The sequence below is a fragment of the Paraburkholderia sabiae genome, assembly GCF_030412785.1.
Classification (GTDB): Bacteria; Pseudomonadota; Gammaproteobacteria; order Burkholderiales; family Burkholderiaceae; genus Paraburkholderia; species Paraburkholderia sabiae.
This window is the reverse complement of the sequence record NZ_CP125297.1, coordinates 218,960-238,738: the sequence shown is the minus strand read 5'-3', so window position 1 is coordinate 238,738 and position 19,779 is coordinate 218,960. Positions and strand designations below refer to the sequence as shown.

Below are 19,779 nucleotides of genomic sequence, written 5' to 3'. Positions count from 1 at the left end.
TTATTTTGTTGTTTCCAGGGACACGTTCCTGTCATATCCCTGCGCTTATGCTGCGGGTGCGCAGGGAGTGAGGTGGCCGGTCGATCTACTGTCGCAGCAGGTTCAGAATTTCATCGGGGCGCGCCGGCTTCACGAGGTGAAAATCGAAGCCCGCTTCGCGCGTGCGTGCCCTGTCTTCGGGTTGACCGTAGCCAGTTAAGGCAATGAGCAACGGGCGGCCAGATGTGACAAGCTCCCTCAGGCGCAGCGCGACTTCGTACCCGCTCATGTCGGGTAACCCTAAATCGAGCAGTATTGCATCCGGTTGAAAATCCCGCGCGATGTTCAGCGCCGCTTCCCCGGAGGTCGCAGTGCGCACTTCGTGCTGGTCTAGGATCATCGCGAGCGGCAGCGCGGCGTCATGGTTGTCGTCGACGATCGACACCCGGTATGAGCGTGCCGTCGCTGTGCCACCCGTGGCACTGCCCGTCGAGGCATGTGCCGGCGCGTCGCAGAGAGGTAAACGCATGATGAAGCGACTGCCTTTGCCGGGTCCGTCACTGGCCGCCGCGACCGTGCCGCCATGCATGGTCATCAGCGCACGCGCGACCGAGAGGCCGATACCCAGTCCCGTCCTGGTCGTCCTGGGCGTAGCGGGAGCCTGCTCGAAGATGTCGAAAAGTGATGGAATCGTCGCGGCGTCCATGCCGATGCCGTTGTCTTCCACCGTGACCGTCACGTGTACATCGTCACGGGCGACGCCCAGCCGGATATGACCGCCGTCGTCCGTGTACTTGACAGCATTGTCAAGCAGGTTGGCGAGCACTTGTGTCACGCGGGTAGGGTCTCCGTGCACAAAGAGAGCGGCAGATCGCGGGTTTGTGACCTCAAGCCGGTGCACATGCTGGGCAGCCGCCGGCGCATTGATCTCGATGGCGTGATCGATCGCAGTCCAGATACTGAAGACCTCCATGCGCAGCGTGATCTTGCCGGCGGTGATGCGCGAGAGGTCGAGCAGATCGCCGATCAGACGGGAGAGATGGGTCGCGTGCCGCTCAACCAGTCCCTGCAACCGGACAAACCGGTCTGTCGCAGCAGATGCGCTGCGTTGAGGATCGGGGCAAGCGGATTTCTGAGTTCGTGGGCCAGTGTTGCCAGAAACACATCCTTGCGCCGGTCCGCCTCCCGGAGTGCCGCTTCGGCGCTCACCCGGCTTGTCACATCGGCCAACGCGCCGACCATAACGCGACGGCCACCCGACGCGTCCGGCAGGAACCTTCCTGACACCTCGAGCACGCGCGGCGTACACGTCTGCAACGTGCGAATACGAAAGATCGCGTGAAAATCCTGCGAGGAGGCGACGGCAGCGTTCACTTAATCGCGAAGGCGCGCCGTATCGGCAGGATCCACGACCGTCGCGAAAAATTCCTGTGCGGACAGGGGGCCGTGTTCCCGTAGCTGACCGGTGATCTCGTACATGCGGTCGTTTTCCCAGATGGCCACGTCGGCTTCGGGATCCCATTCGAAGATGCCCAGCTCCGCTGCCGCAGCCGCAATGCGTAGCCGTGCTTCGCTTCGGGCCTGCGAAACCAGCGCCCGATCGCGCTCTTCGAGCGCGTCGCTGACGCGGCGGTCCTGCTGTCTCTGTAACTGGTCAATCGCGCCATGGATCACCTGGCTGAAAAAACGCTCGACCATGTCGTGCGTGGCCGCCTGATGCTCGCGTGAAGGCACGAGTGCGTAATAATCCCGCACGCAGGTCTGGACGCATCGCTGCAGCAGGTCGACTTCAAGATACAGTTCATCGAGCGCGAAGCCCTGACGCCATCGCTCGGTCGCATGCAGTCGCGCATCGTGTTGCGCGCGCATCGCAATATCTGCCTGTTCGCCGTCGCGCAGCAACTGTAGGGATACGGAATTCGTTGGACTGGGCGTCATCAAAAATCAAGGACTTCGCAACATATTCGGTCACACGCCAAATGACGCGGAGCCGAATTAACTGGACTCGCCGGGTTTGTGATGCGAATTCGTTGGATTTGCCAGAGTGTGCGAGCGGCCCGTGTTGCGCAGGTTCGAAAGGCTGCGGCCCACGAGCGGCCACTTGCGTCAAATACGAACGAGACCGCTTCTATCTGCGATACCGTCATTCGATACCTGTAGAATCTAGCGCAGCGGCTGACTTCCCTGCGACAGCCACTCCTTGATAACATGAAAGACGCTGATAACGGCTCGGGCGCCCAAAGCAGCGGACTAAGTCCACGTCATCCGGTCGAGTTTGGAGGCAGCGTGTACGGCAATGGAAATCCCGAGCATCCGCAAATGAATCACTTTGACGAGCTGCCGCGTCGCCATCGAAATCACGCGATTGAGGACAAGGCAATCACCGCTTTCCAGGCGCGACTTGAGGAGAGCGGCGCTTTCATTTTGCAGGGGACCGACCGCAAGGACTACGGGACGGACTGCCAGATCGAGGCGAGCGCCAATGGGTGTGCAACCAATGCTCGCGTTCACGTCCAACTGAAGGGAACTGAAAGGGCGTTGAACGCCAACGGTTCGCTCAGTGTCGAGGTCGACCGCACGAACCTCAACTACCTGCTAATGCAGCCTTACAGCGTATACGTGGCCTATCACGTGCCGACGCGCTCATTGCGCATCTGCGCTGCAGAAAGTGTTGCTCGTCATTATGGGCATGGCGGAACGAACTGGACCGACCAGGAAACGCTGACCGTGTCGTTTGTTGAAGAGCTAACGGTCGAGCGCCTTTGCCGGCTTGCGGATCTCGCCCGTGCTTGGTCAAGGTCATCACGCGACCGGCGCGTAGGTGAAGTCGGCGCTGCTGCGCCGGATATTCATGTTCCCGACGATCCGGCCCTGACTCGAACGCTGCTCGTGGAACTCCATGAGCAGAACTCAGACGACGTAATCAGCGCCGGGTTCACCAAGTTCGCTGCCGCTTTGGGCGTTGGCAGCGACGAAATGGGCATTTGCTACATGTCCGAGATTAACCTAGGCATGGATGGCATGTGCCAGCATCCGGAGAGAATCGAAGAGGCTATCCGCTTTTTCCGCGCGAGACTCAGTGACGGTCGCCATCGGGTCAGCGCCCTCCATTACACGATAGGAAACGCCTTTCACGCTCTCCATAACGAGCAGGAAGCGAAGTGTGCGTTCGAAGCCGCCCTCGCCGCCCCGGCGCTTGCTGCGGACCCCGAACTGGCTGCTCAGATCCACAAGAACCTTGGATCCAGCTGCGCGCTGCTTGGCGACCAAGACGCGGCGGTGGGTCACTACCACGACGCTTTGCGGTTGAATCCCGAACTCGCAGAGGCTCACACTGCCCTAGGCATCCATTTTGTCCGCCTAGGCAGGTATGAGGACGCGCTGCATCATCTTGATCAGGTTGTCTTTTCGAATCAAAACCAGGGGCGGACTTCCACAGTCATCGGCTGGCGTGCAAACGTCCTCTTCAACCTTGGTGACGGCCGCGCAGCGTTTCGCGAAATCAATGGCCTGTTGACTCAGGCTGACCGCTTCCGCTGCATCTGGCCGTGGTGTCGCCGTCTGGTCGCTGCCTTCGGGCGCTCAAGTGTGCACAATGCCCGACAGGCTTTGCCCTTCTGGCAACGCTACGTGAGGGCGCACCCCGAGGATCCCATTGGGAGGTACGAGCTTTTGATGTCAAGTTTCTATCTGCGCGGCCGCGGGGTGAGCATCGAGAAGACGTATTCCGAGTTCCGCCAGGATTTTGACCAACACATCCCCCACATTGACGCCGACAACGCGGCGCTCCCATGGGATCGTTTGGGCCACTGGGCGCAGGATGATGAGGACTGGGCGGAAGCGGAGCGCTGCTTTCGCAAGGCCCACGAATTGGCGGGCGGCGAGTATGGCTACTGCCTGGCGATTGCCCTCAAGCAACTGGGGCGGTTCGATGAGAGCGTGCCGCTGCTGCTCGAGCAGGCCCAGACCATTCAGCCGGATGCAATGAGCTGGTTTCAGCTGGCTGCGTCATACGCCAGCCTCCGTTGTTGGCCCGAAGCCGTCGACGCCTACGAGAGGGCGCTTGCGCTCGACCCGGACCATGACCTTGCGTGGTTCGACCTCGGCGGGGCTCATTGGAATAGCGGTGACCTCCCAACTGCGGCGGAGGTTTGGGCTTCAGCGATAACACGTTTCCCCGACCATGAATTTGCCGCCAAGCTCAAGCGCGATCTACCTCTGTTGTTTGGTGATCCGGATACGGGCCAGACCAGCGATAACGCTCGCTGATATGCCCCATTCACAGAGATGCCTTGTTTCGCCTGCTCAGGCTTCTCACGCCTCGCCCAAAATCTAGGCGAATGCGCGTCAAGGAAACGGGACAGCGAGGGTGTGTTCATCGGCAGGCCATGGACCCTTCGGAGCGCTAATCCCGGCAGTCTCATCATTTCCGGGTATCCGGTCTCACGAACTCGGATTCAGTCTTACGAATTGCGGTTCCTTGAGAATCAACGACTTGCTAACTAATTGTGTCGCTTCGGCACGGTTCGCGAACCGAAATCGGTAGACTGGCCGGATTGCCGGTGCGAATTGGCTAGACCGGCGCGGGATATCCCCGACCGTACCATGAACGGTCATCCGGACGCGCCGAAATTTGGACGTTCAGGTGACCGGTGCCCTCGGTGGCGGCCATTGCGCAGCGGTTTTCTTTCTGGATGATTGCGAGGACAAGTAAATTGCTTAACTTCGATAAATCGTGGCGTTTCAAAAGCCCGGGGCGTATCCCGCAAGGCGTTGTCCGTGATTTTTTACGATCTGATCGAAAAAATTGCGGCGCAGGGTGATGTATGGCGCGCAGTTGAGCAATGCAAAAGCCGCTTCGGCGGGGCTGGTCGAAGCAGCAGCCTGGACTGGGCGTGGAGTAGAGAGCGTCAAGCAGCGTGGCCGGTCAGCGACAACTATTTTGGCCGGTCAACGGGGTGGTTGTCATTGGGTATCAGGTCATATTTAGCGTTCCTCCTTCGTAGTTGTCGTTGCGTAATGGCGTAGTTGACGCTCACCGCTACTGCGTAACGTTGCCGTCTTCCGGCAACTGGGTGCTAAACGGGTTGTCATCGTTTAATTGACGCCGCCGTGCATTCTGTTTGTCGCCGGCCTTGCGGCGGCGATAGCTTTCGACGTTGAGCTCGAAGATCGTCGAGTGATGCACAAGCCGGTCGATGGCGGCGACCGTCATGCCGGGGTCAGGGAACACGGCATTCCAGCCCGAGAACGGTTGGTTGGCCGTTATCAGGAGACTTTTGCGCTCGTACCTCTCGGCAATCAGCTCGAACAGGACGCTGGTCTCGGCCTGGTCCTTGCGCGCGTACGACAGGTCGTCCAGGATGATCAAATCGAAGCGGTCCAACCTGGCCAGCGCTGAAGGCAACTGCAGGCTCTGGCGGGCTGCCTGAAGCTTCTGGACGAGCTCGCTGGTGCGTGTGAACAGTACGCGGTATCCGGCGTCGATCAGGGCGTGCCCGATGGCTGAACCCAGATGGCTTTTCCCGACCCCGGGTGGCCCAAACAGAAGGACCGTGGCGCCTTTCTCCAGCCACGACTCGCCGGTGGCCAGTGCCGTGATATGGGCCTTCGAGACCATTGGCACTGCGCTAAAGTCGAAGCTCGCAAGCGTCTTGGTCGGGTCCATCTGCGACTCGGTCCGGTGCCGCTCGATACGTCGCTTGGCGCGCTCGGCCAGCTCGTGCTCAAGCAGTGCACCAAGCAGTCGCGTGGCCGGCCAGCCCTCCTTGTCCGAACGCTCGGCGAACTCGGGCCACAACCTGCCGATCGTTGGCAGGCGCAGCTCGTTGAGCATCAGGGCCAGGCGGCCACCATCATGTGCGGGCGCGTTCATGCTGCCATCTCCTCGAGCAGCGCGTCATAGACTGCAACGGGCGGCATCTGGACCACCACCTCGGGGCACGAGGCTTCACGGGGTGCGTACTGCTCACGCAGCGCCTTGAGATCGGGCAGTTCGCCGGCGTCCAGCAACGCGTCAAGCTGTGCCGCCAGTATGGCCTCGACACCCTGCAGGCCGGCCAGTTCAAGCAGGCCAACCATCGTCTTGCATGCTTCGCGTTGCGACAGGCGGGCATCGAGTTGCTCCCAGGTCCGGCGGTAGGCCTCGCGCGGGAACAGTGCGTCACGAAACGCGAGCCCCTTGAACGCCTGCGGCTTGCGCTTCAGGGAGCCAATGAAGTGGCGGTAATCAAGCGCGTAACGGTTGTCGTTCGCACGGCTGCCCCGGGCGGTGCTGTGCACCAGCACGCCGGACAGGTAACAGTCGAGCCTGTCGCCGTAGACGCGCACCTTCAGCCGGTGACCAATCAGGCGCGACGGCGCACTGTAGAGGATGCCGCGTACCGTGAACGTGCTGCAGCGGGTCACAGGCGCTTCCTCCTCGACGAAGTCGGTGGTACGGTAATCCGGCAGATCCTGAAGCTGTTGGCGCTCGATACGGAACGCGGCGGCGTTGCGGCGGTTTCGACGCATCACCTGCTCGCGGATGAATTCATCGTAGGCGGCACGATCAACGAAGTCTCGATGGCCCCGCAGCATCAGCGCTTGATCGACCGCATCCTTCAGATATCGGTGCGAGGATTCGACACTCCCGTTCTCGTGAGCCAGACCGCGATTATTGCGCGTACCCTGCATCTCGTAGTGATCGAGCAGCGCCTTGTATCGGGCCGTGAAGTCGTCCTTCTCGCTAAGGTTCTTGAAGGCGGCCGACAGGCTGTCGGTGCGGTGCTCACGCGGACAACCTCCTGCCTGCCACAACGCGTTCTGCAAGCCGGTTGCGAGGGCCTCGAAACTCTCGCCGCCGTCGACCATGCATGCATACTCCCAACGAGAGAACGCGAGCACGAAGTGATACAGCAGGTGCTTGAACGGTGCGCCGCCGATCGTCACGCAAAGCTTGCTCATGTCGGTAAAGTCCGACAGCCCGCGCACGCCGGGCTGATGCTCCTGCGGGAAGAAGATCTCCTGGCTAGGACCTTCGAGCGCCCGCCATTGAGAAATGCGTCGTTCCAGCGTACGACGCATGCTGTCGGGATACCGATCCGGGTGATCCTCCTGCAGCTTGCGCAGGACCGTAATGCCCATCAGGTGGGGGACGTTACGCAGCAACGGCACGACTTCGCTGTCCCAGACATCGACGAATGGATCGGGACGCGTACGCCAGGAGCGCCGCGGCTTCTGGGATGGCAATGTCGCGTCACGCTCGATGCGGCGTGCGCTGCGAACGCTTATTCCTGCTTTGGCAGCCGCAAGTTCCTGCGAATGATGTTTGCGCTTATTCATGTAGAGGCGAACCTGTTGGTCGGTGATGCGGGTTCCAGACATGTGCTGACCGCTTCTTCTTTAAGAATCGATCAGCCATCCTATTGCCCCGCCGACGCAGCGCCGCCGGTGGTTCGTCGTCTCCAGCGGCTACGCCGCCTCCGACTCCTCACCACCGGCCAAAACAAACGTCAACGACCGGCCAAGCTAATTTATATGAACGCCCCCGATGCGCCAGGTTTTCTTGCGCTTTGCATCGACAGGATAGGTTGCAGCTTTATATGCGGCCTCATTGCAGCCTCATACGCTGCGGGCCTCGATGAAATCCGCTGACTCGCTCCTCATTTGTCGCACGAGCTACGCGCTCAAATTATCTTTCAGGCTTAGCGAGTTCAGGTCCGACCTGTCTTGTCATCACGCTCGATTGCCAACGCAACCTTTCGACGTCATCCTGCAAGCTTCAATCTTCCATACGGTTCAACTGATCAAGCCGGTTGTGCACTGACGTGCCCCTGGTTGTATGGCGTGCCATGTGCGAGAACCGCCCAGATTGTTCGGGCCATCTTGTTGGCAAGTGCTACAGTCACCACGTTGGATGGTCGCCGTTTCTGCAACTGCTCAGCCCACGACCCGGCGTGCTTGCCATGGAAGAGCACGCTGCGTGCTCCGTGGATCAGTAACGTCCGTACATACGTGTCGGCGCGCCGGCTGATACCCAATAGCTGGATCTTCCCGCCAGTGCCGATCTGCTTTGGTACGAGACCGAGCCACGCGGCAAACTCCCGTCCGGACCTGAACGCCTTGGCGTCACCCATCGTGGCGACAGTGGCCGTCGCCGTCAGCAGGCCAACGCCGGGGATCGCGGCAATCGCCTTGCATGCCTTGTCCTCTTTCATCCATGTGTGCAAACTTCGCTCAATGTCAGCGATCTGTTTGTCGAGTCGATCAAGGTCATTCCAAAGTTCGCGTAACGAGTCGATCAGCATCGCCGGTAGACGCTCGGCCAGCCTCGCCAGCACCCCGGGAATCGCTTTATCCAGCGCGGCGCGACTCTTGGCCATCACCTCACCGTACTCTGTTAGCAAGCCTCGCAGACTGTTCATCTGCATCGTGCGGAACTTGATCTTTTGTTGCCGCAACCGATGCAGCGCCAATACAGCCTGCTGGGCTTCGGTCTTGACAGCGACGGGCTTGCTCGGCATCTGCGTGGCCATCCAGATCGCACGAGCATCTGCAGGATCGTTCTTGTTGCCGATATTGAAAGCCTTGACGAACTTCGCCGGCATCAGCTTGACCTGATGGCCCATCTCCATCAATCGTCGTGCCCAATGCTGGGCACCGCCGCAGGCCTCCATTCCGATGAGGCAAGGCTCGCGATTCGCAAAATGCTCGAGGAATGCGGCGCGCTTCAGTTGCTTGTTCACAATCTCGCCCGTGCCGGCATCCACCCAGTGAAGCTGGAAGACGTTCTTCGCGATGTCCACCCCGACCGTCGTATACTTCATTTCGGACCCTCCGGTTAGCCTGTGAAGACCTCAATGATCTTCCATTTGGGCACTTTGATGCCGTCGGCCCGTGAGGGTCCGCCTCTTCGGCGTCACCCACCTGGTAGGTGGGGGCGTTCATTCCATTTGTCGCCGCCCAGCGTGGAGCGACTTATCTCGGTTCATGGATATCTCGGCTGGAAATGCGCCTGTGTTTATCGAGGCTTTTTGGAATTGCTGCGAAGATCTCGAACAGTCCGGCTTGGGCGTGCCAGACGTCCAAATTATCAACGCCATCCTGGCGGACCATGATGCGGGCTATGAAATTCGACTGCCTGATTTAATCGCAACGCGCGCCTACATGCCGATCACCGTTCCGCGTCAGGCGCCCTCGCTGGATGAACAGGCCCGCGCGCTTATCGACGAATGCCTGGCGGAATCTGAACGGCTGCTCGATGTGGGTCAGGGCCGGCGCGCGGTCCAAGAAATTCTTTTCCTTCTGGAATCGATCACGACAGCCTTTCGGGGCATGGGCGAGGACACAGAGACGATTCAGGGGAAGTATTTCGGGCCGTTCATTAACGAGATGAAAAAGCGGGAGCGGGGCAAGGCGCAGGAAAATATTCTGACCTGGATGACGACCTTGCACGGCTACCTTTCATCGCCGACGGGAGGCGGGGTCCACCACGGAACCGATCTCAAAGAGGGCATCGCGATCCAGCCGCACGAGGCGCGTCTGTACTGCAACCTCGCGCGCAGCTATCTCACCTTTTTGCTGGAAGAGCATGATCAGCAGACCAATGGCGCGTCCTCGATGCCGTGGAGCGCATACTAGCCCTCAATGATGGCTTCCAGGCGTCGCTCAAGCGTTTGAGCTAGGACTTGGCGGCCCTCTGCATTATTCAGGTACGTCACATAGCGAAGGTGTCGGAGATCGAATGGTATGTCGTTGGCGTTCTGCGTGATGAGAATAACTTCGCGGCCCAAGGTATGTGCTACGCCGATCTCATAGAAAACGTTCGGGTTGCGGTTTGTGCAATCGCAGATGACGACGCGCGAACGGTCGATCAGGGAGACGATATCTTGAATGATCGCGGGATTTTCCCAAATATCGTCGGCGCGGCGGCAACGAAGGCCGACGTTTTCGGCGGTCTGTCGAAGGGTTTCATAAACAGGCGTGAAGGGCGCATCGAACGGCATCATGGCCGAAAGCAACCTTGGTTCGATACGTTCATGCTCTGTGATATTGAACACGGTAGGGCGCTGCCGACGCGACTGAGTATTTCGGATAAGGACCCTGTAAAGGTCCACGTCCTTCACGGCCCAATGACTCCGAGAAAACTCGAAATCATGAGGCATATCGAAATCGATCCTGTTCGCGAAAATCGCGCTGTTCAGGAGGGGCGGGATATCCATGTCGAAGGTGTATTCGATGGCAATTTCCCGTCCGGCAAGCCGAGCATGCGTAATCGTTCCAACCCGAGCCAGCTGATCGCCATTGCCTTCCTCCATGAAAACGCACGGCAGGCGGATAAGCCGGTCCAACGCAATCCGATCGCCGTCGCGAAAGGATGCGGCGATGTCCTCGTTGGTGTATTCGAACAATCGACCAACCGGGACTGTGTCGCGGCCTGCGCCCCAAGGGCTGAACTGCACCAGTAGATTAGACAAATCGATCTCCTTGCCGCCTCGTTGTTCTCGCCTGACAATTTTTTCAGATTTTATACGGCGGCCCCATCTGAAAATGAATCCGCCCTAAGGTAAAGATGCCTAAGCGGAACGACCGCGCATATTCAGCGCGTGTGGCGATGACGATGATAGAGCCCGCGCCGGAAGGCCATCGTCAAACAACACCTGTCATCCGCTCCTGTCACCCGCGCAATTTCGAGACGCGTCCAGCCGGTTTTGTTGGCAGCCTGTCCGGTCAGTCCTGGCAATTCCGCGCTATCGAGTCCAGCTAACCGTGCGCTAGTCCAGCTAATACCGTTTCCCTGCACAACGCACAGAGTTCGTCAAAAAGCTGGGGCAGCTGATTGATGAGTCGTGCTGTCGCGTCCCGGGTGACGGCACGGATGCGCATCTGTTGACTTACTGCACGCAACCAGCGTCGGGTTAGCTGCCGGTGGTGTTTGGTTAGATAGCCAGCAACACCTGCAGCGCTGTGGGCCGGGTCTTCCATCCTGTGGTGTATCCATGCTGCCGCGTGGATCCGCGAACATTCACGTCGACCGGAGAGCCCATTTTGCAACGGAATGCGGTTTCTGCCGGAACCGGGCGGCAGATCGCGGGCGAGACGGTCCACCTTGATCACCGCGCAGGGCGGTCAGCGATGCCGGACAGTGCAGGGCGGTTTGGGCAGCGGCTCGGCATCTGCGAACGCGGTGCCGCAACGCACAGCAAATGCGAAGGCCGATTCGCGGTTGGCAAATTGTCCCAGGTCACCAAGGGAAGTCGTCTCGCCATCCTCTTCGAGGATGGAAACCCGGGCCACAAACGTGTTGCCGGCTCTTGATACGGATGGCTGGATGGCGACGCCGTGGTGAACGAAGTACATATACGCCTCCCGTCGGGTGGTGCCTACGTCGCGATTGTAGGCCATTTCTTTTCGCGGGCGTCGACGCGTAAAGGTCGAATATCGATGATGCTCATGGAACGGCGGGTGTATGCGACGACCGACGATCGGGCACGTCGGCTTTGGGGCCGTGACGCCATGCGGAACCGGAATGAAAGCGGGTCCGGTGCAGAGCGTCAGCATGGGCGCCAACATAACGGTATGGCTGGCAACGCGACACAGCTGCCACAGAGGTTTATACGGGTTGCCTATGGGCGGGTTCGTAAAACGATGAAGATATCCAATCCGCCTGGAAGCTCAATCTCTACGGGCAAGCCGGCTATTGCGGCAGACGACGTGAGCATCATCGTCGGCGGTCTATTGATTTTTCAGTCGTGTCTTCCTCCGGTGAGGGGATTGACCCAACGCTCCATAACGGCTCTGTTTCCGCACACCAGATCATTGTCACGGATGCAGATAACTTCGAAGGCCATGCGGCGATAGCGCGCATTGTGGCGGCGAGACATCAGGCTGAATTACACGCCAGTGTGCAGTCGATAAAAGCCCGGGCTCGCTTTTCCCCGTAAGTGAACGCTCCGTCATGAGAAACGAAGTCGACTCGCTCCGGGAAGCTCGCGACCGGCGCAACAGCATCGTCCGCGGAGTAAATCGCCCATGAGACGGTATAGCGACGTTGGACGCCACTGAATGAGATTGCGTGGCTGACGCTTACATGCACCTCAATCGCGTATCCACGATACGGCTCGCAAGACTCACGCATGCCGTCCTCCTGCTCGAACGCGTGTGCAGACGAAACGCGTCATGCATACCGCATGCCCGAGGCCGGCGAGACTTCGATGCGGGAGGCACCAACGGATAGCACCTACGCGGATGCTCACGGTCGCCAACACCATATCGTCAGCTTGTCGGGCGCGTCCCGCACGCTCATATGCTGGTCGGCGATTTTTCGCCGGCCGTGCAACCCGCTCATGGCAGCGAGCCGCCGAAATTCGTCTGACTGTGGTCAATTCCAATCGCGTTCCAAAGGGCATCCAGAGCCGGCCGGGCGATGATCGCAGGCGCGACTTCAAAGTCTTCGATGTGGACCAGCGCCGAAACGATGCCAAACATTCGTGCTGGCAGCGGACACGTGCGTCCCTGCATAATTTCATCTGTGAAAGTGCCCGATTTGCTTGATTTACGGCAAATAAACTATGCGATACAAGCTTAATTATTTGGGGCATATCAATTCGCGGCCAGTTGCAGGCGCATAGAATATTGGCAGATAATCAAGCAAACACCAGAACTTTTTCCCACAAACTATGCATCGAAAATGAGTGCCAGAACCAGCATCCAGCGCCTATTGCAAGAGACCCAACGCGGCCGCCCATTGGATTCCGAAATGCTACGGGACATGGGTGTCAGCGCTGCGCTCGCACACGATCTGGTCAAGTCGGGCTGGCTCCAACACCTCTCGAGAGGCGCGTATCTCATGACCGGTGATGTTCCAACGCGAGACGGCACGATCGCCTTCCTGAGCCGTCGTGTGCCCGGTATGCACGTCGCAGGTAAGACTGCGCTCTCGTGGCAGGGCGTCCGCCATAACATCGCGTTCCGCGAACGCGTCGTTTTGTGGGGAGAGAAGCCCTATGCCTTTCCTGACTGGGTGGGCGAGCATCTACTCTACTCGTACCAGACCACTACGTTGTTTGACGACGATTTTGTCTACAACGAAGGTCTTAAACCATTGCCAGCGGGCGACCCCGCCGTCCTGGTCTCGATCCCGGAGCGAGCACTGCTTGAACTCGCCAGCGATGTTGGGAAAGGTCAAACCTTGGAAGAGGCGAACAACCTGATGGTGGGCCTGCGCAATATCCGCCCACAGGTGCTCGACAAGTTCTTGAGTCACTGCACACGAGTGAAGGTGGTCAGGCTTGTTCGCGATCTCGGCGCTGAGGCGGGATTTTCTTGGGCGCAAGATGTTCAAAAGCACGTCGATCGTCTTGGTCACGGGAAACGGTGGACGCACAAAACCAAAGACGGCAAACGACTGACACTGAAACCGCGATGAACGACATTTACGTAGACACCGTTCGGTTGATGCTGGGCATCGCTCCCATCATCTTCGACACGCCGCTGTTTGCCATGAAAGGTGGGACGGCATTGAATCTTTTCGTGCAGGCCATGCCTCGGCTCTCAGTCGACATTGACGTGGTCATGATCGACCGACAACTCGCCCGCGACGACGCAATCGCGGCGATCAGCAGTGAACTTAACCGTGCCCGTGCGCAGATCGAGGCGGAAGGGCATGCTGTCAAATTCTCCACGACGAGCGCCTCCGGCAAGGCAAAAGGCGACGAGGTGAAACTGACCGTGATCTCCGGGCAAACATCTGTCAAGGTCGAAGTGAACTATGTGTTCAGGGGAACCTTGCTCGAGCCCGTAAGCCGTCCGCTCGTCAAGGCGGCAGAAGATATGTTCAACACCAGCATAACCGTACCAACGCTGCATGAAGCCGAGCTTTACGGCAGCAAGCTGGTTGCGGCGCTCGATCGTCAGCACCCGCGCGACCTGTATGACGTGCTCCATATGTACTCGACGCCATCGCTCGGACTGCGCAGCGATATTCTCGATGCGTTCGTCTGCTACCTTGCAGGGCATAACAGGCCTATTCACGAAGTCCTGTTCGCTCCGAAGCACCCTATAGACGATGCGCACGAGAAGGAATTTGTCGGTTTGACCATTGAAGCGGTCGACGTGAAGACGCTGGAGGCGACGCAAGATCAGCTACATCGTGAGCTACCTGCGGCGCTCACCGCAGAGCATCGCGAATTTCTTTTTTCATTCGTTAGATTGGAGCCAAACTGGGCACTGTTGCCATATGGACATCTGAGCGAGCTCCCCGCGATTCGGTGGAAGATCCAAAACCTCGAAAAACTAAAGAAGAAGAGCGCAGACAGGTTCGCTGAACAGGAGACCTTGCTGCGTCAAAAATTCGACGAGATCGACGGGGCGCAGGCGCCGCAATGAAGGGCCGACCATGACCGATGCCGAAATCCAGTTGCTCTTGATCCAAGAGGCATTCAGGGGCGTCTGCACGTTTGTGAGGTGTCCAACGGAACCGTTCTCGCGGGTGCCGCTGACCGACTGGCGGAGAAATTCGCGATGATCGGTGACAACGGATCTCACCTGTCGTCCAATGCAGGGAAGTTGCCCGTCAGAATCAGCAGTTACGATTCGGACCCTCGCGAACGTTATCAAATCGATGAGTACCTGCGTTCATCCGGGATCTGACGAATAAAGTGCCGTGGTGGATTGCAGCCTTGCTGCGCAAAACGTGGGACGAACTCATTTCGTCAGCACGATTGAGCGAAGTGGTTGCTCATAAGGATTGGCCCGCCTTCGTCGCAGCAGAGGGAACATTGGCTACGGGGCACATGAGCTTGTCGAGTGTTCGTGATGCCGCTGCAAGAATAATTGCGCGTTACAACTGGTTTATCGGTGCGCAACTATCCATTCTATTCACGTCGTTAGTATAACTAATGAAATGTTGCTAATTCGCTTTATGTCAATCCTTGTTAAAGGAAGAATAGTTATCTGATATGACTTCCGTGAAAGCAACCCCTCAAAGATTACTTCTCACATATGTAATTCGGTCAGTTTCCTGGGGGCGACGTGGCAGCAATTTCGACGGTGGATCACTCTGATATGCGCGGGTTGGGTACCGCATTACAAGGGTCCGTCTCATGAGCCTGCCGATCTCTTAAGCCGCAAATTGGTGATGCTTAACAGGTTGCTGAAATACCGACGGCGCCCGTCATCGCGCAGCGCGCCTGAAGCGTTGATAAAAAGACCTTACTTGCCCTCTGGAAATCATGCGCGGCGCCGACACCTTCACGGAGAGTCTGTTCTCGTTTCGCAAGCTTGATGAGTTCGTTCCCGCGTCGGATCCCGTGCGTTCGATTCCCGTCATGGCGAACGAAGCACTTGCGAAGATGGATGGGCTGTTTGCCGGAATGTACGAAGCCGACATCAGGGTGGGCGCCCAAGCATCGCGCCCGAGAAGTTGCTGTGGGCGATGCTAATCTAGGTTTTCTACAGCATCCGCTCGGAGCGGCAATTCATGGAGCAGGTGCAATACAACCTCCTGTTTCGTTGGTTCATCGGCCTGGCAATGGATGACTTGGTGTGGGTGCCCACGGTCTTCACGAAGAACCGCGAGCGGTTGATCAATCACGATGCCGTGATCGAATTCTTCAACGAAGTGGTGGCCATCGCTCAGAAGAAGGATCTGCTCTCGGGCGAGCACTTCAGCGTAGACGGCACGCTGATCCAGGCGTGGGCGGGACACAAGAGCTTATATGGACGCCTCCCGGTTTGCCAGGTGATGTTGAGTGTGACGGTGTAGAGGTCAGGCTGCAGACTTATACATGGCCTCGTCCCGTTTGCCAAACAATCTGTTCTACGGCGAGCAGGTACTGGATTGCATATATACATTCGGCCTTTCTGTGGCACGCGTGTGCCCGGCCCCAATGGATTTCGCCCGGCGACTCCTACTTATATCCACGGCTTTGAGAGCCCTAAGACTGCGCAGGTTTTGTCACCGACGGTCCGACCTGTTAGCCATTGAATCAGATTACTTGTGCAACCAGTGAAGAGGTAAAACCACTGCTACTATCCGACCGACACTCCGCTCATATCGGCGATACGTACTCTACACCGCGTGCGAGCAATACCCAGATCGTCCTGGCAATCTTGTTGGCAAGCGCTACGACCGCGATGTTTGTTCCCCGTCTCGCCTGCACCTCAAGTATCCATCGAGACAGCGTATCCGTATGCTTTATCGCCTGCTGTACCACGGATCTCGCACCGTGTACTAGCAGCATTCGCAGGTAGCCGTTCCCGCGCTTGGTGATACCGAACAGACGATCCTTGCCGCCTGAGGAGTGCTGGCGTGGCGTCAAACCCCGCCACGCCGCGAACTGCCGACCATTTGAGAACTCGGAGGCGCTTCCCGCAGCGGCGATGACGGCGGTTGCGATCATCGGCCCGACCCCACGAATCTTTTCCAGGCGCTGGCTTGCAGGCGATGCCCTGTGCACGTGATGAATCAACTCATCGTACCGGGCGATCTGCTTATCCAGCAGGACGAGTCTCTCGTACATATCTCGCATCATTGACCGAGTCAACCCTGTCAGCTCGTTGCATTCGTCGTCGATAATCGCGGGGAGTTGCGTCCTTATTTTTAGAGGTGTTTGGGCAATGACCACACCGTATTCAGCCAGCAGGCCTCGAATCTGATTGATTTGTGCGATGCGGTCTCGCATCAACAGACTGCGGACGCGATGCATGGACTGGATATCTTGCTGCTCAACGCTGTTGACTGCGACGTAGCGCATGGTCGGGCGGGACGCAGCTTCGACGATCGCCTCCGCATCGTTGCGGTCATTCTTCTGGGATTTTACGAACGGCTTGACGAATCGCGGAGCGATGATCTGCACGTGATGCCCCATCGCCGAGAAGCGGCGAGCCCAGTAGTGCGCCCCACCACAAGCTTCCATCACGATCCGGCAACAGGGCAGAGCAACGACTACTTCGAGGAGCTTGCTGCGGCTGACTCGTCGGCTCAACACTGGGTGGCCTCGCTCGTCGACGCCGTACAACTGGAAGATGTTTTTTGCCAGATCGATGCTCAGCAACGAGACGCTCATGACGGCCTCCGCTCATACGTGGATCAGGGAGTGCTCATACTGCCATACCCTCTGATGGCGATCGTTTGCGTTCACGCATCGGAGGTGGGACGAGGCCATTCCACTATATCCGTACATGGACTCCCGCCTATGAGCAAGATCGGTGTGCATTTTGAAGGTCTCGACTGCGTCCGTACATTCGGCTTTTTGTGTGCCGGCCATCGGCACGAGCCATCATGGAAGTTTGCGCGCTTGTCCCTCATCGGCCTCCTGGCTTCTTGATGCAGCCGCCGGATATATCAGGATCTACAAGCGCCGGTCCGACCGGTTCGCCATGCTTGCCACTTCTTGCGCAATCGTTGATGGAGTGAAGTTACTTCGATGCGTTACAAGCGAGCTACGCCAGCTTGAAGCTGTCATTGTTCGTCAATATTGCCCACGCAATTCGCGCCGTCTTGTTCGCCAGCGCGATCGCAGCGATGCTCACGTGGCGGCGCTGCATCACAGCTTTGATCCAGCGACTATGTCGGTCGTCACGACGTTCTACAAAGCGCATCACAGCGCGCGCGCCCTGGACCAGCAGGGTGCGGAGATAGGTGTCGCCACGCTTTGTGATGCCGCCCAGCTTTGACTTGCCACCGCTTGATCGCTGCCTGGGCGTCAGACCCAACCACGCTGCGAACTGCCGCCCGTTCCTGAACTGCTGTGGATCTCCGACCCCGCTGAACAATGCGGTTGCTACGAGCGGTCCGATCCCGGGTATGGTAGCGAGGCGCTGGCAGCTTTCATTCCGTTTGAATATCTCAGCAATCTCGGAAGCGAGTTCGTCGATCCATCGCTGTAACGCTGCCAACTGTTCGATGTACATTGAGCCAAGCCGTCGAAGCAGGATCGTGATGCGGGCATCAGCATCACTCACGAGTGCCACGACACCCTGTCTTAAATGAACGATACCCACTGGGAAGATGAACCCCTCTTCGGCAAACATGCTTCGTATCTGGTTTGATTTCGCTGTTCGCTCGTGAACGAGCCGCTCGCGCATACGATGAACCGACTGCAGTGACTGCTGTTCAGCGCTTTTGATCGGGACCGGATGAATGCCAGGTCGTGACACCGCCGCGCAGATGGCCGAAGCGTCATTCGTATCGTTCTTGCCACCGACCAGAAAGGGTTTCACATATTGCGTTGGCAGAAGGCGCACCGTGTGCCCCTGTGAGGTCAATTCACGGGCCCAGAAGTGCGAACCGTGACACGCTTCGATGCCGATCACGCTTCGTTCCAGTTTTGAGAAGAACTTCAACACGTCCGCTCGACGGAGCTTCCGTTGTATGACAGGTCTGCCACCGTGATCGACGCCATAAACCTGGAATACGTTCTTCGCAATATCGAGACCAATGGTGAGCGCAGGCATTGATGTTCTCCCGGAAATTGGTGAGATCAGTGTCGCCCCGAAGGGGGCGGGAGTCCATACCATCAGCCTATGAGGCGGACGCCATGTCCGCTGGCCCTGATGGAATTCGCCGGAGAAGGCCTCATCTTTGTGGCGCCCTCGAAGGGCATGCTCTTGTTCAGGTTTGCTTCTCCGCGGTCCGACCTGTTTTGCCATCACGCGTACATCATCTACCTGCGCAACCTATTAGCGACCGATCTCCGTGAACTGAGTGATGAACTACGCGGCATGCGCCGTGTGATCGGGTTGGTATACGCGATCGTGGGCAAGCAGTGCCCAGATCGTGCGGGCGTTTTTATTGGCGAGCGCCACTACCGCGACGTTGAACGGCCGTCGCGCGAGCAGGCGTTGCAACGTTTCGTTTAAATGTTTGCTGCATGCGAGCACGGCGCGCGCGCCGTGAATCAGCAAGGTGCGCAAATAAACGTCACCTCGCTTGCTGATGCCAAGCAGCTTAACGCGGCCGCCAGTCCCGCTCTGTCGCGGCACCAGCCCTAGGAATGCGGCAAATTCGCGCGCGCACCGAAATGTGCGCCCGTCACCGATCGTGGCCACGGCTGCGCTCGCGCTGAGCAGCCCGACACCGGGGATCGCCATGAGGCGCCTGGTCGCTTCATTGCCTCGTTGCCAAGCGGCAAGCCTACGCTCGATCTCGACGATGTCCTGCGTGAGAACGTCAATACGCCGCAATTGCTCGCGCAGCGTATCAATCACGACCGCCGGTACCGTATCGGCAAGTCGCGTGAGCGCTTGCGCCGCCTCGCTCAGGCTGTGCCGATTCGCCGACACAGCCGCGCCAAATTCGTAGAGTAGCCCATATATCTGATTGATCTGCATCGTGCGCACCTTGACCAGTTGCTCGCGCACGCGGTGTAGCGTCAGCACGCTCTGCTGGGCCTTGCTCTTTACCGCAGCGAACCGCATCTCGGGTCGTTGGGCCGCTTCCCAGATCGCTTGCGCATCGGCAGCGTCGGTCTTATTGCGCTTCACGAAAGGTCTGACAAATTGCGGCGCGATGAGCCTGACGTCATGCCCGAGGCTGATCAATTGCCGGGCCCAGTAATGCGCGCTGCCGCACGCTTCCGTAACGATGACCGCCGGTGCACGATTGGCAAAGAACCCATTTAGTTGGGCTCGCTTGAGTTGCCGGCGACCGATCTCACCGGTCTCCGTGTCAACCCAATGAATTTGGAAGACGCGCTTTGCTAAGTCGATGCCGAATGCCGTAGTGTTCATTCTGAGTCCTCCTAAACCCTCAGTGGTCGGTTTAAACCCCACCAGTTTGGCACTCCGCTGCCCGGTCATCTGGCTCCGCCGTTTCTG

16 protein-coding genes and 1 pseudogene are annotated in these 19,779 nt (G+C 58.5%); 5 read left to right on the top strand and 12 right to left on the bottom strand.

Translation table 11 applies throughout. From position 1 onward, the window contains the following. Positions 1 to 85: 85 nt before the first annotated feature. Genes QEN71_RS40865 through QEN71_RS40855 form a run of 3 tightly spaced genes read right to left on the bottom strand, consistent with a single transcriptional unit; the run spans position 86 to position 1,917 of the window. Positions 86 to 1,051, bottom strand: coding sequence for a hybrid sensor histidine kinase/response regulator (locus tag QEN71_RS40865; protein WP_201661618.1), 966 nt, complete (start codon positions 1,049 to 1,051; stop codon positions 86 to 88). Beyond that, positions 1,006 to 1,353, bottom strand: coding sequence for a histidine kinase dimerization/phospho-acceptor domain-containing protein (locus QEN71_RS40860; protein WP_201661620.1), 348 nt, complete (start codon positions 1,351 to 1,353; stop codon positions 1,006 to 1,008). The genes QEN71_RS40865 and QEN71_RS40860 overlap by 46 nt, the downstream gene beginning before the upstream one ends. Then, positions 1,354 to 1,917 (bottom strand): hypothetical protein, encoded by a 564-nt coding sequence (locus QEN71_RS40855; protein ID WP_201661622.1) that lies wholly within the window; start codon positions 1,915 to 1,917, stop codon positions 1,354 to 1,356. It abuts the gene before it with no gap. Positions 1,918 to 2,298: 381 nt separating this feature from the next. Between QEN71_RS40855 and QEN71_RS40850 the strand changes: the two genes are divergently transcribed. Next, positions 2,299 to 4,248 (top strand): tetratricopeptide repeat protein, encoded by a 1,950-nt coding sequence (locus QEN71_RS40850; protein WP_201661632.1) that lies wholly within the window; start codon positions 2,299 to 2,301, stop codon positions 4,246 to 4,248. 772 nt (positions 4,249 to 5,020) lie between these two features. Here QEN71_RS40850 and istB read toward each other — a convergent pair. From istB to QEN71_RS40835, 3 genes are all read right to left on the bottom strand, one after another. Further along, positions 5,021 to 5,854, bottom strand: a complete 834-nt coding sequence (gene istB / locus QEN71_RS40845) for an IS21-like element helper ATPase IstB (protein WP_201661624.1) — start codon at positions 5,852 to 5,854, stop codon at positions 5,021 to 5,023. Continuing rightward, positions 5,851 to 7,344 carry an IS21 family transposase gene (gene istA / locus QEN71_RS40840; RefSeq protein ID WP_201661626.1) on the bottom strand — a complete coding sequence of 498 codons (1,494 nt, stop codon included), beginning with the start codon at positions 7,342 to 7,344 and terminating at the stop codon, positions 5,851 to 5,853. The genes istB and istA overlap by 4 nt, the downstream gene beginning before the upstream one ends. A gap of 422 nt (positions 7,345 to 7,766) precedes the next feature. Then, a complete protein-coding gene (locus QEN71_RS40835; protein ID WP_290468307.1) occupies positions 7,767 to 8,786 on the bottom strand; it encodes an IS110 family RNA-guided transposase in 1,020 nt (339 codons plus the stop codon). A gap of 163 nt (positions 8,787 to 8,949) precedes the next feature. On the opposite strand from QEN71_RS40835, the gene QEN71_RS40830 reads away from it, so the two are divergent. Continuing rightward, on the top strand, positions 8,950 to 9,600 hold the full coding sequence (locus QEN71_RS40830; RefSeq protein ID WP_201662642.1) for a hypothetical protein: 651 nt from the start codon (positions 8,950 to 8,952) through the stop codon (positions 9,598 to 9,600). Here the strand turns inward: QEN71_RS40830 and QEN71_RS40825 are convergent. From QEN71_RS40825 to QEN71_RS40815, 3 genes are all read right to left on the bottom strand, one after another. Then, positions 9,597 to 10,436: a hypothetical protein gene (locus QEN71_RS40825; RefSeq protein WP_201662645.1), complete on the bottom strand. Its 840-nt coding sequence runs from the start codon at positions 10,434 to 10,436 to the stop codon at positions 9,597 to 9,599. The genes QEN71_RS40830 and QEN71_RS40825 overlap by 4 nt on opposite strands. Positions 10,437 to 11,088: 652 nt before the next feature. Then, on the bottom strand, positions 11,089 to 11,319 hold the full coding sequence (locus tag QEN71_RS40820; RefSeq protein WP_201662648.1) for a hypothetical protein: 231 nt from the start codon (positions 11,317 to 11,319) through the stop codon (positions 11,089 to 11,091). 984 nt (positions 11,320 to 12,303) lie between these two features. Then, complete coding sequence (locus tag QEN71_RS40815) at positions 12,304 to 12,447, bottom strand: hypothetical protein (protein WP_201662651.1); 144 nt, start codon at positions 12,445 to 12,447, stop codon at positions 12,304 to 12,306. A 202-nt stretch (positions 12,448 to 12,649) separates the two neighbouring features. On the opposite strand from QEN71_RS40815, the gene QEN71_RS40810 reads away from it, so the two are divergent. The 3 genes and pseudogenes from QEN71_RS40810 to QEN71_RS40800 all read left to right on the top strand — a co-directional run. Next, positions 12,650 to 13,387 carry a type IV toxin-antitoxin system AbiEi family antitoxin domain-containing protein gene (locus QEN71_RS40810; RefSeq protein ID WP_201662654.1) on the top strand — a complete coding sequence of 246 codons (738 nt, stop codon included), beginning with the start codon at positions 12,650 to 12,652 and terminating at the stop codon, positions 13,385 to 13,387. Beyond that, positions 13,384 to 14,346 (top strand): nucleotidyl transferase AbiEii/AbiGii toxin family protein, encoded by a 963-nt coding sequence (locus tag QEN71_RS40805; protein ID WP_201662657.1) that lies wholly within the window; start codon positions 13,384 to 13,386, stop codon positions 14,344 to 14,346. Before QEN71_RS40810 ends, QEN71_RS40805 begins: the two co-directional genes overlap by 4 nt. An 845-nt stretch (positions 14,347 to 15,191) precedes the next feature. Next, a pseudogene (locus QEN71_RS40800) lies at positions 15,192 to 15,673 on the top strand (transposase); the annotation flags it as partial. Between the two features lie 337 nt (positions 15,674 to 16,010). On the opposite strand, the gene QEN71_RS40795 reads toward QEN71_RS40800, so the two are convergent. The 3 genes from QEN71_RS40795 to QEN71_RS40785 all read right to left on the bottom strand — a co-directional run bounded on the left by QEN71_RS40795 (position 16,011) and on the right by QEN71_RS40785 (position 19,692). Next, positions 16,011 to 17,027, bottom strand: a complete 1,017-nt coding sequence (locus tag QEN71_RS40795) for an IS110 family RNA-guided transposase (RefSeq protein WP_201662660.1) — start codon at positions 17,025 to 17,027, stop codon at positions 16,011 to 16,013. A gap of 376 nt (positions 17,028 to 17,403) precedes the next feature. Then, positions 17,404 to 18,417, bottom strand: a complete 1,014-nt coding sequence (locus QEN71_RS40790; RefSeq protein WP_290468306.1) for an IS110 family RNA-guided transposase — start codon at positions 18,415 to 18,417, stop codon at positions 17,404 to 17,406. Positions 18,418 to 18,675: 258 nt separating this feature from the next. Beyond that, positions 18,676 to 19,692, bottom strand: coding sequence for an IS110 family RNA-guided transposase (locus QEN71_RS40785; RefSeq protein ID WP_201662117.1), 1,017 nt, complete (start codon positions 19,690 to 19,692; stop codon positions 18,676 to 18,678). Positions 19,693 to 19,779 lie beyond the last annotated feature (87 nt).

Excerpts from the sequence above, each read along its gene's own strand:
- QEN71_RS40805 (WP_201662657.1), top strand. The coding sequence starts at position 13,384 with ATGAACGACATTTACGTAGACACCGTTCGGTTGATGCTGGGCATCGCT.
- QEN71_RS40850 (WP_201661632.1), top strand. The coding sequence starts at position 2,299 with ATGAATCACTTTGACGAGCTGCCGCGTCGCCATCGAAATCACGCGATT.
- QEN71_RS40815 (WP_201662651.1), bottom strand. The coding sequence starts at position 12,447 with ATGTTTGGCATCGTTTCGGCGCTGGTCCACATCGAAGACTTTGAAGTC.
- QEN71_RS40820 (WP_201662648.1), bottom strand. The coding sequence starts at position 11,319 with ATGTACTTCGTTCACCACGGCGTCGCCATCCAGCCATCCGTATCAAGA.
- QEN71_RS40810 (WP_201662654.1), top strand. The coding sequence starts at position 12,650 with ATGAGTGCCAGAACCAGCATCCAGCGCCTATTGCAAGAGACCCAACGC.
- QEN71_RS40795 (WP_201662660.1), bottom strand. The coding sequence starts at position 17,027 with ATGAGCGTCTCGTTGCTGAGCATCGATCTGGCAAAAAACATCTTCCAG.
- QEN71_RS40785 (WP_201662117.1), bottom strand. The coding sequence starts at position 19,692 with ATGAACACTACGGCATTCGGCATCGACTTAGCAAAGCGCGTCTTCCAA.
- QEN71_RS40830 (WP_201662642.1), top strand. The coding sequence starts at position 8,950 with ATGGATATCTCGGCTGGAAATGCGCCTGTGTTTATCGAGGCTTTTTGG.
- istB (WP_201661624.1), bottom strand. The coding sequence starts at position 5,854 with ATGAACGCGCCCGCACATGATGGTGGCCGCCTGGCCCTGATGCTCAAC.
- QEN71_RS40790 (WP_290468306.1), bottom strand. The coding sequence starts at position 18,417 with ATGCCTGCGCTCACCATTGGTCTCGATATTGCGAAGAACGTATTCCAG.
- QEN71_RS40835 (WP_290468307.1), bottom strand. The coding sequence starts at position 8,786 with ATGAAGTATACGACGGTCGGGGTGGACATCGCGAAGAACGTCTTCCAG.
- istA (WP_201661626.1), bottom strand. The coding sequence starts at position 7,344 with ATGTCTGGAACCCGCATCACCGACCAACAGGTTCGCCTCTACATGAAT.
- QEN71_RS40855 (WP_201661622.1), bottom strand. The coding sequence starts at position 1,917 with ATGACGCCCAGTCCAACGAATTCCGTATCCCTACAGTTGCTGCGCGAC.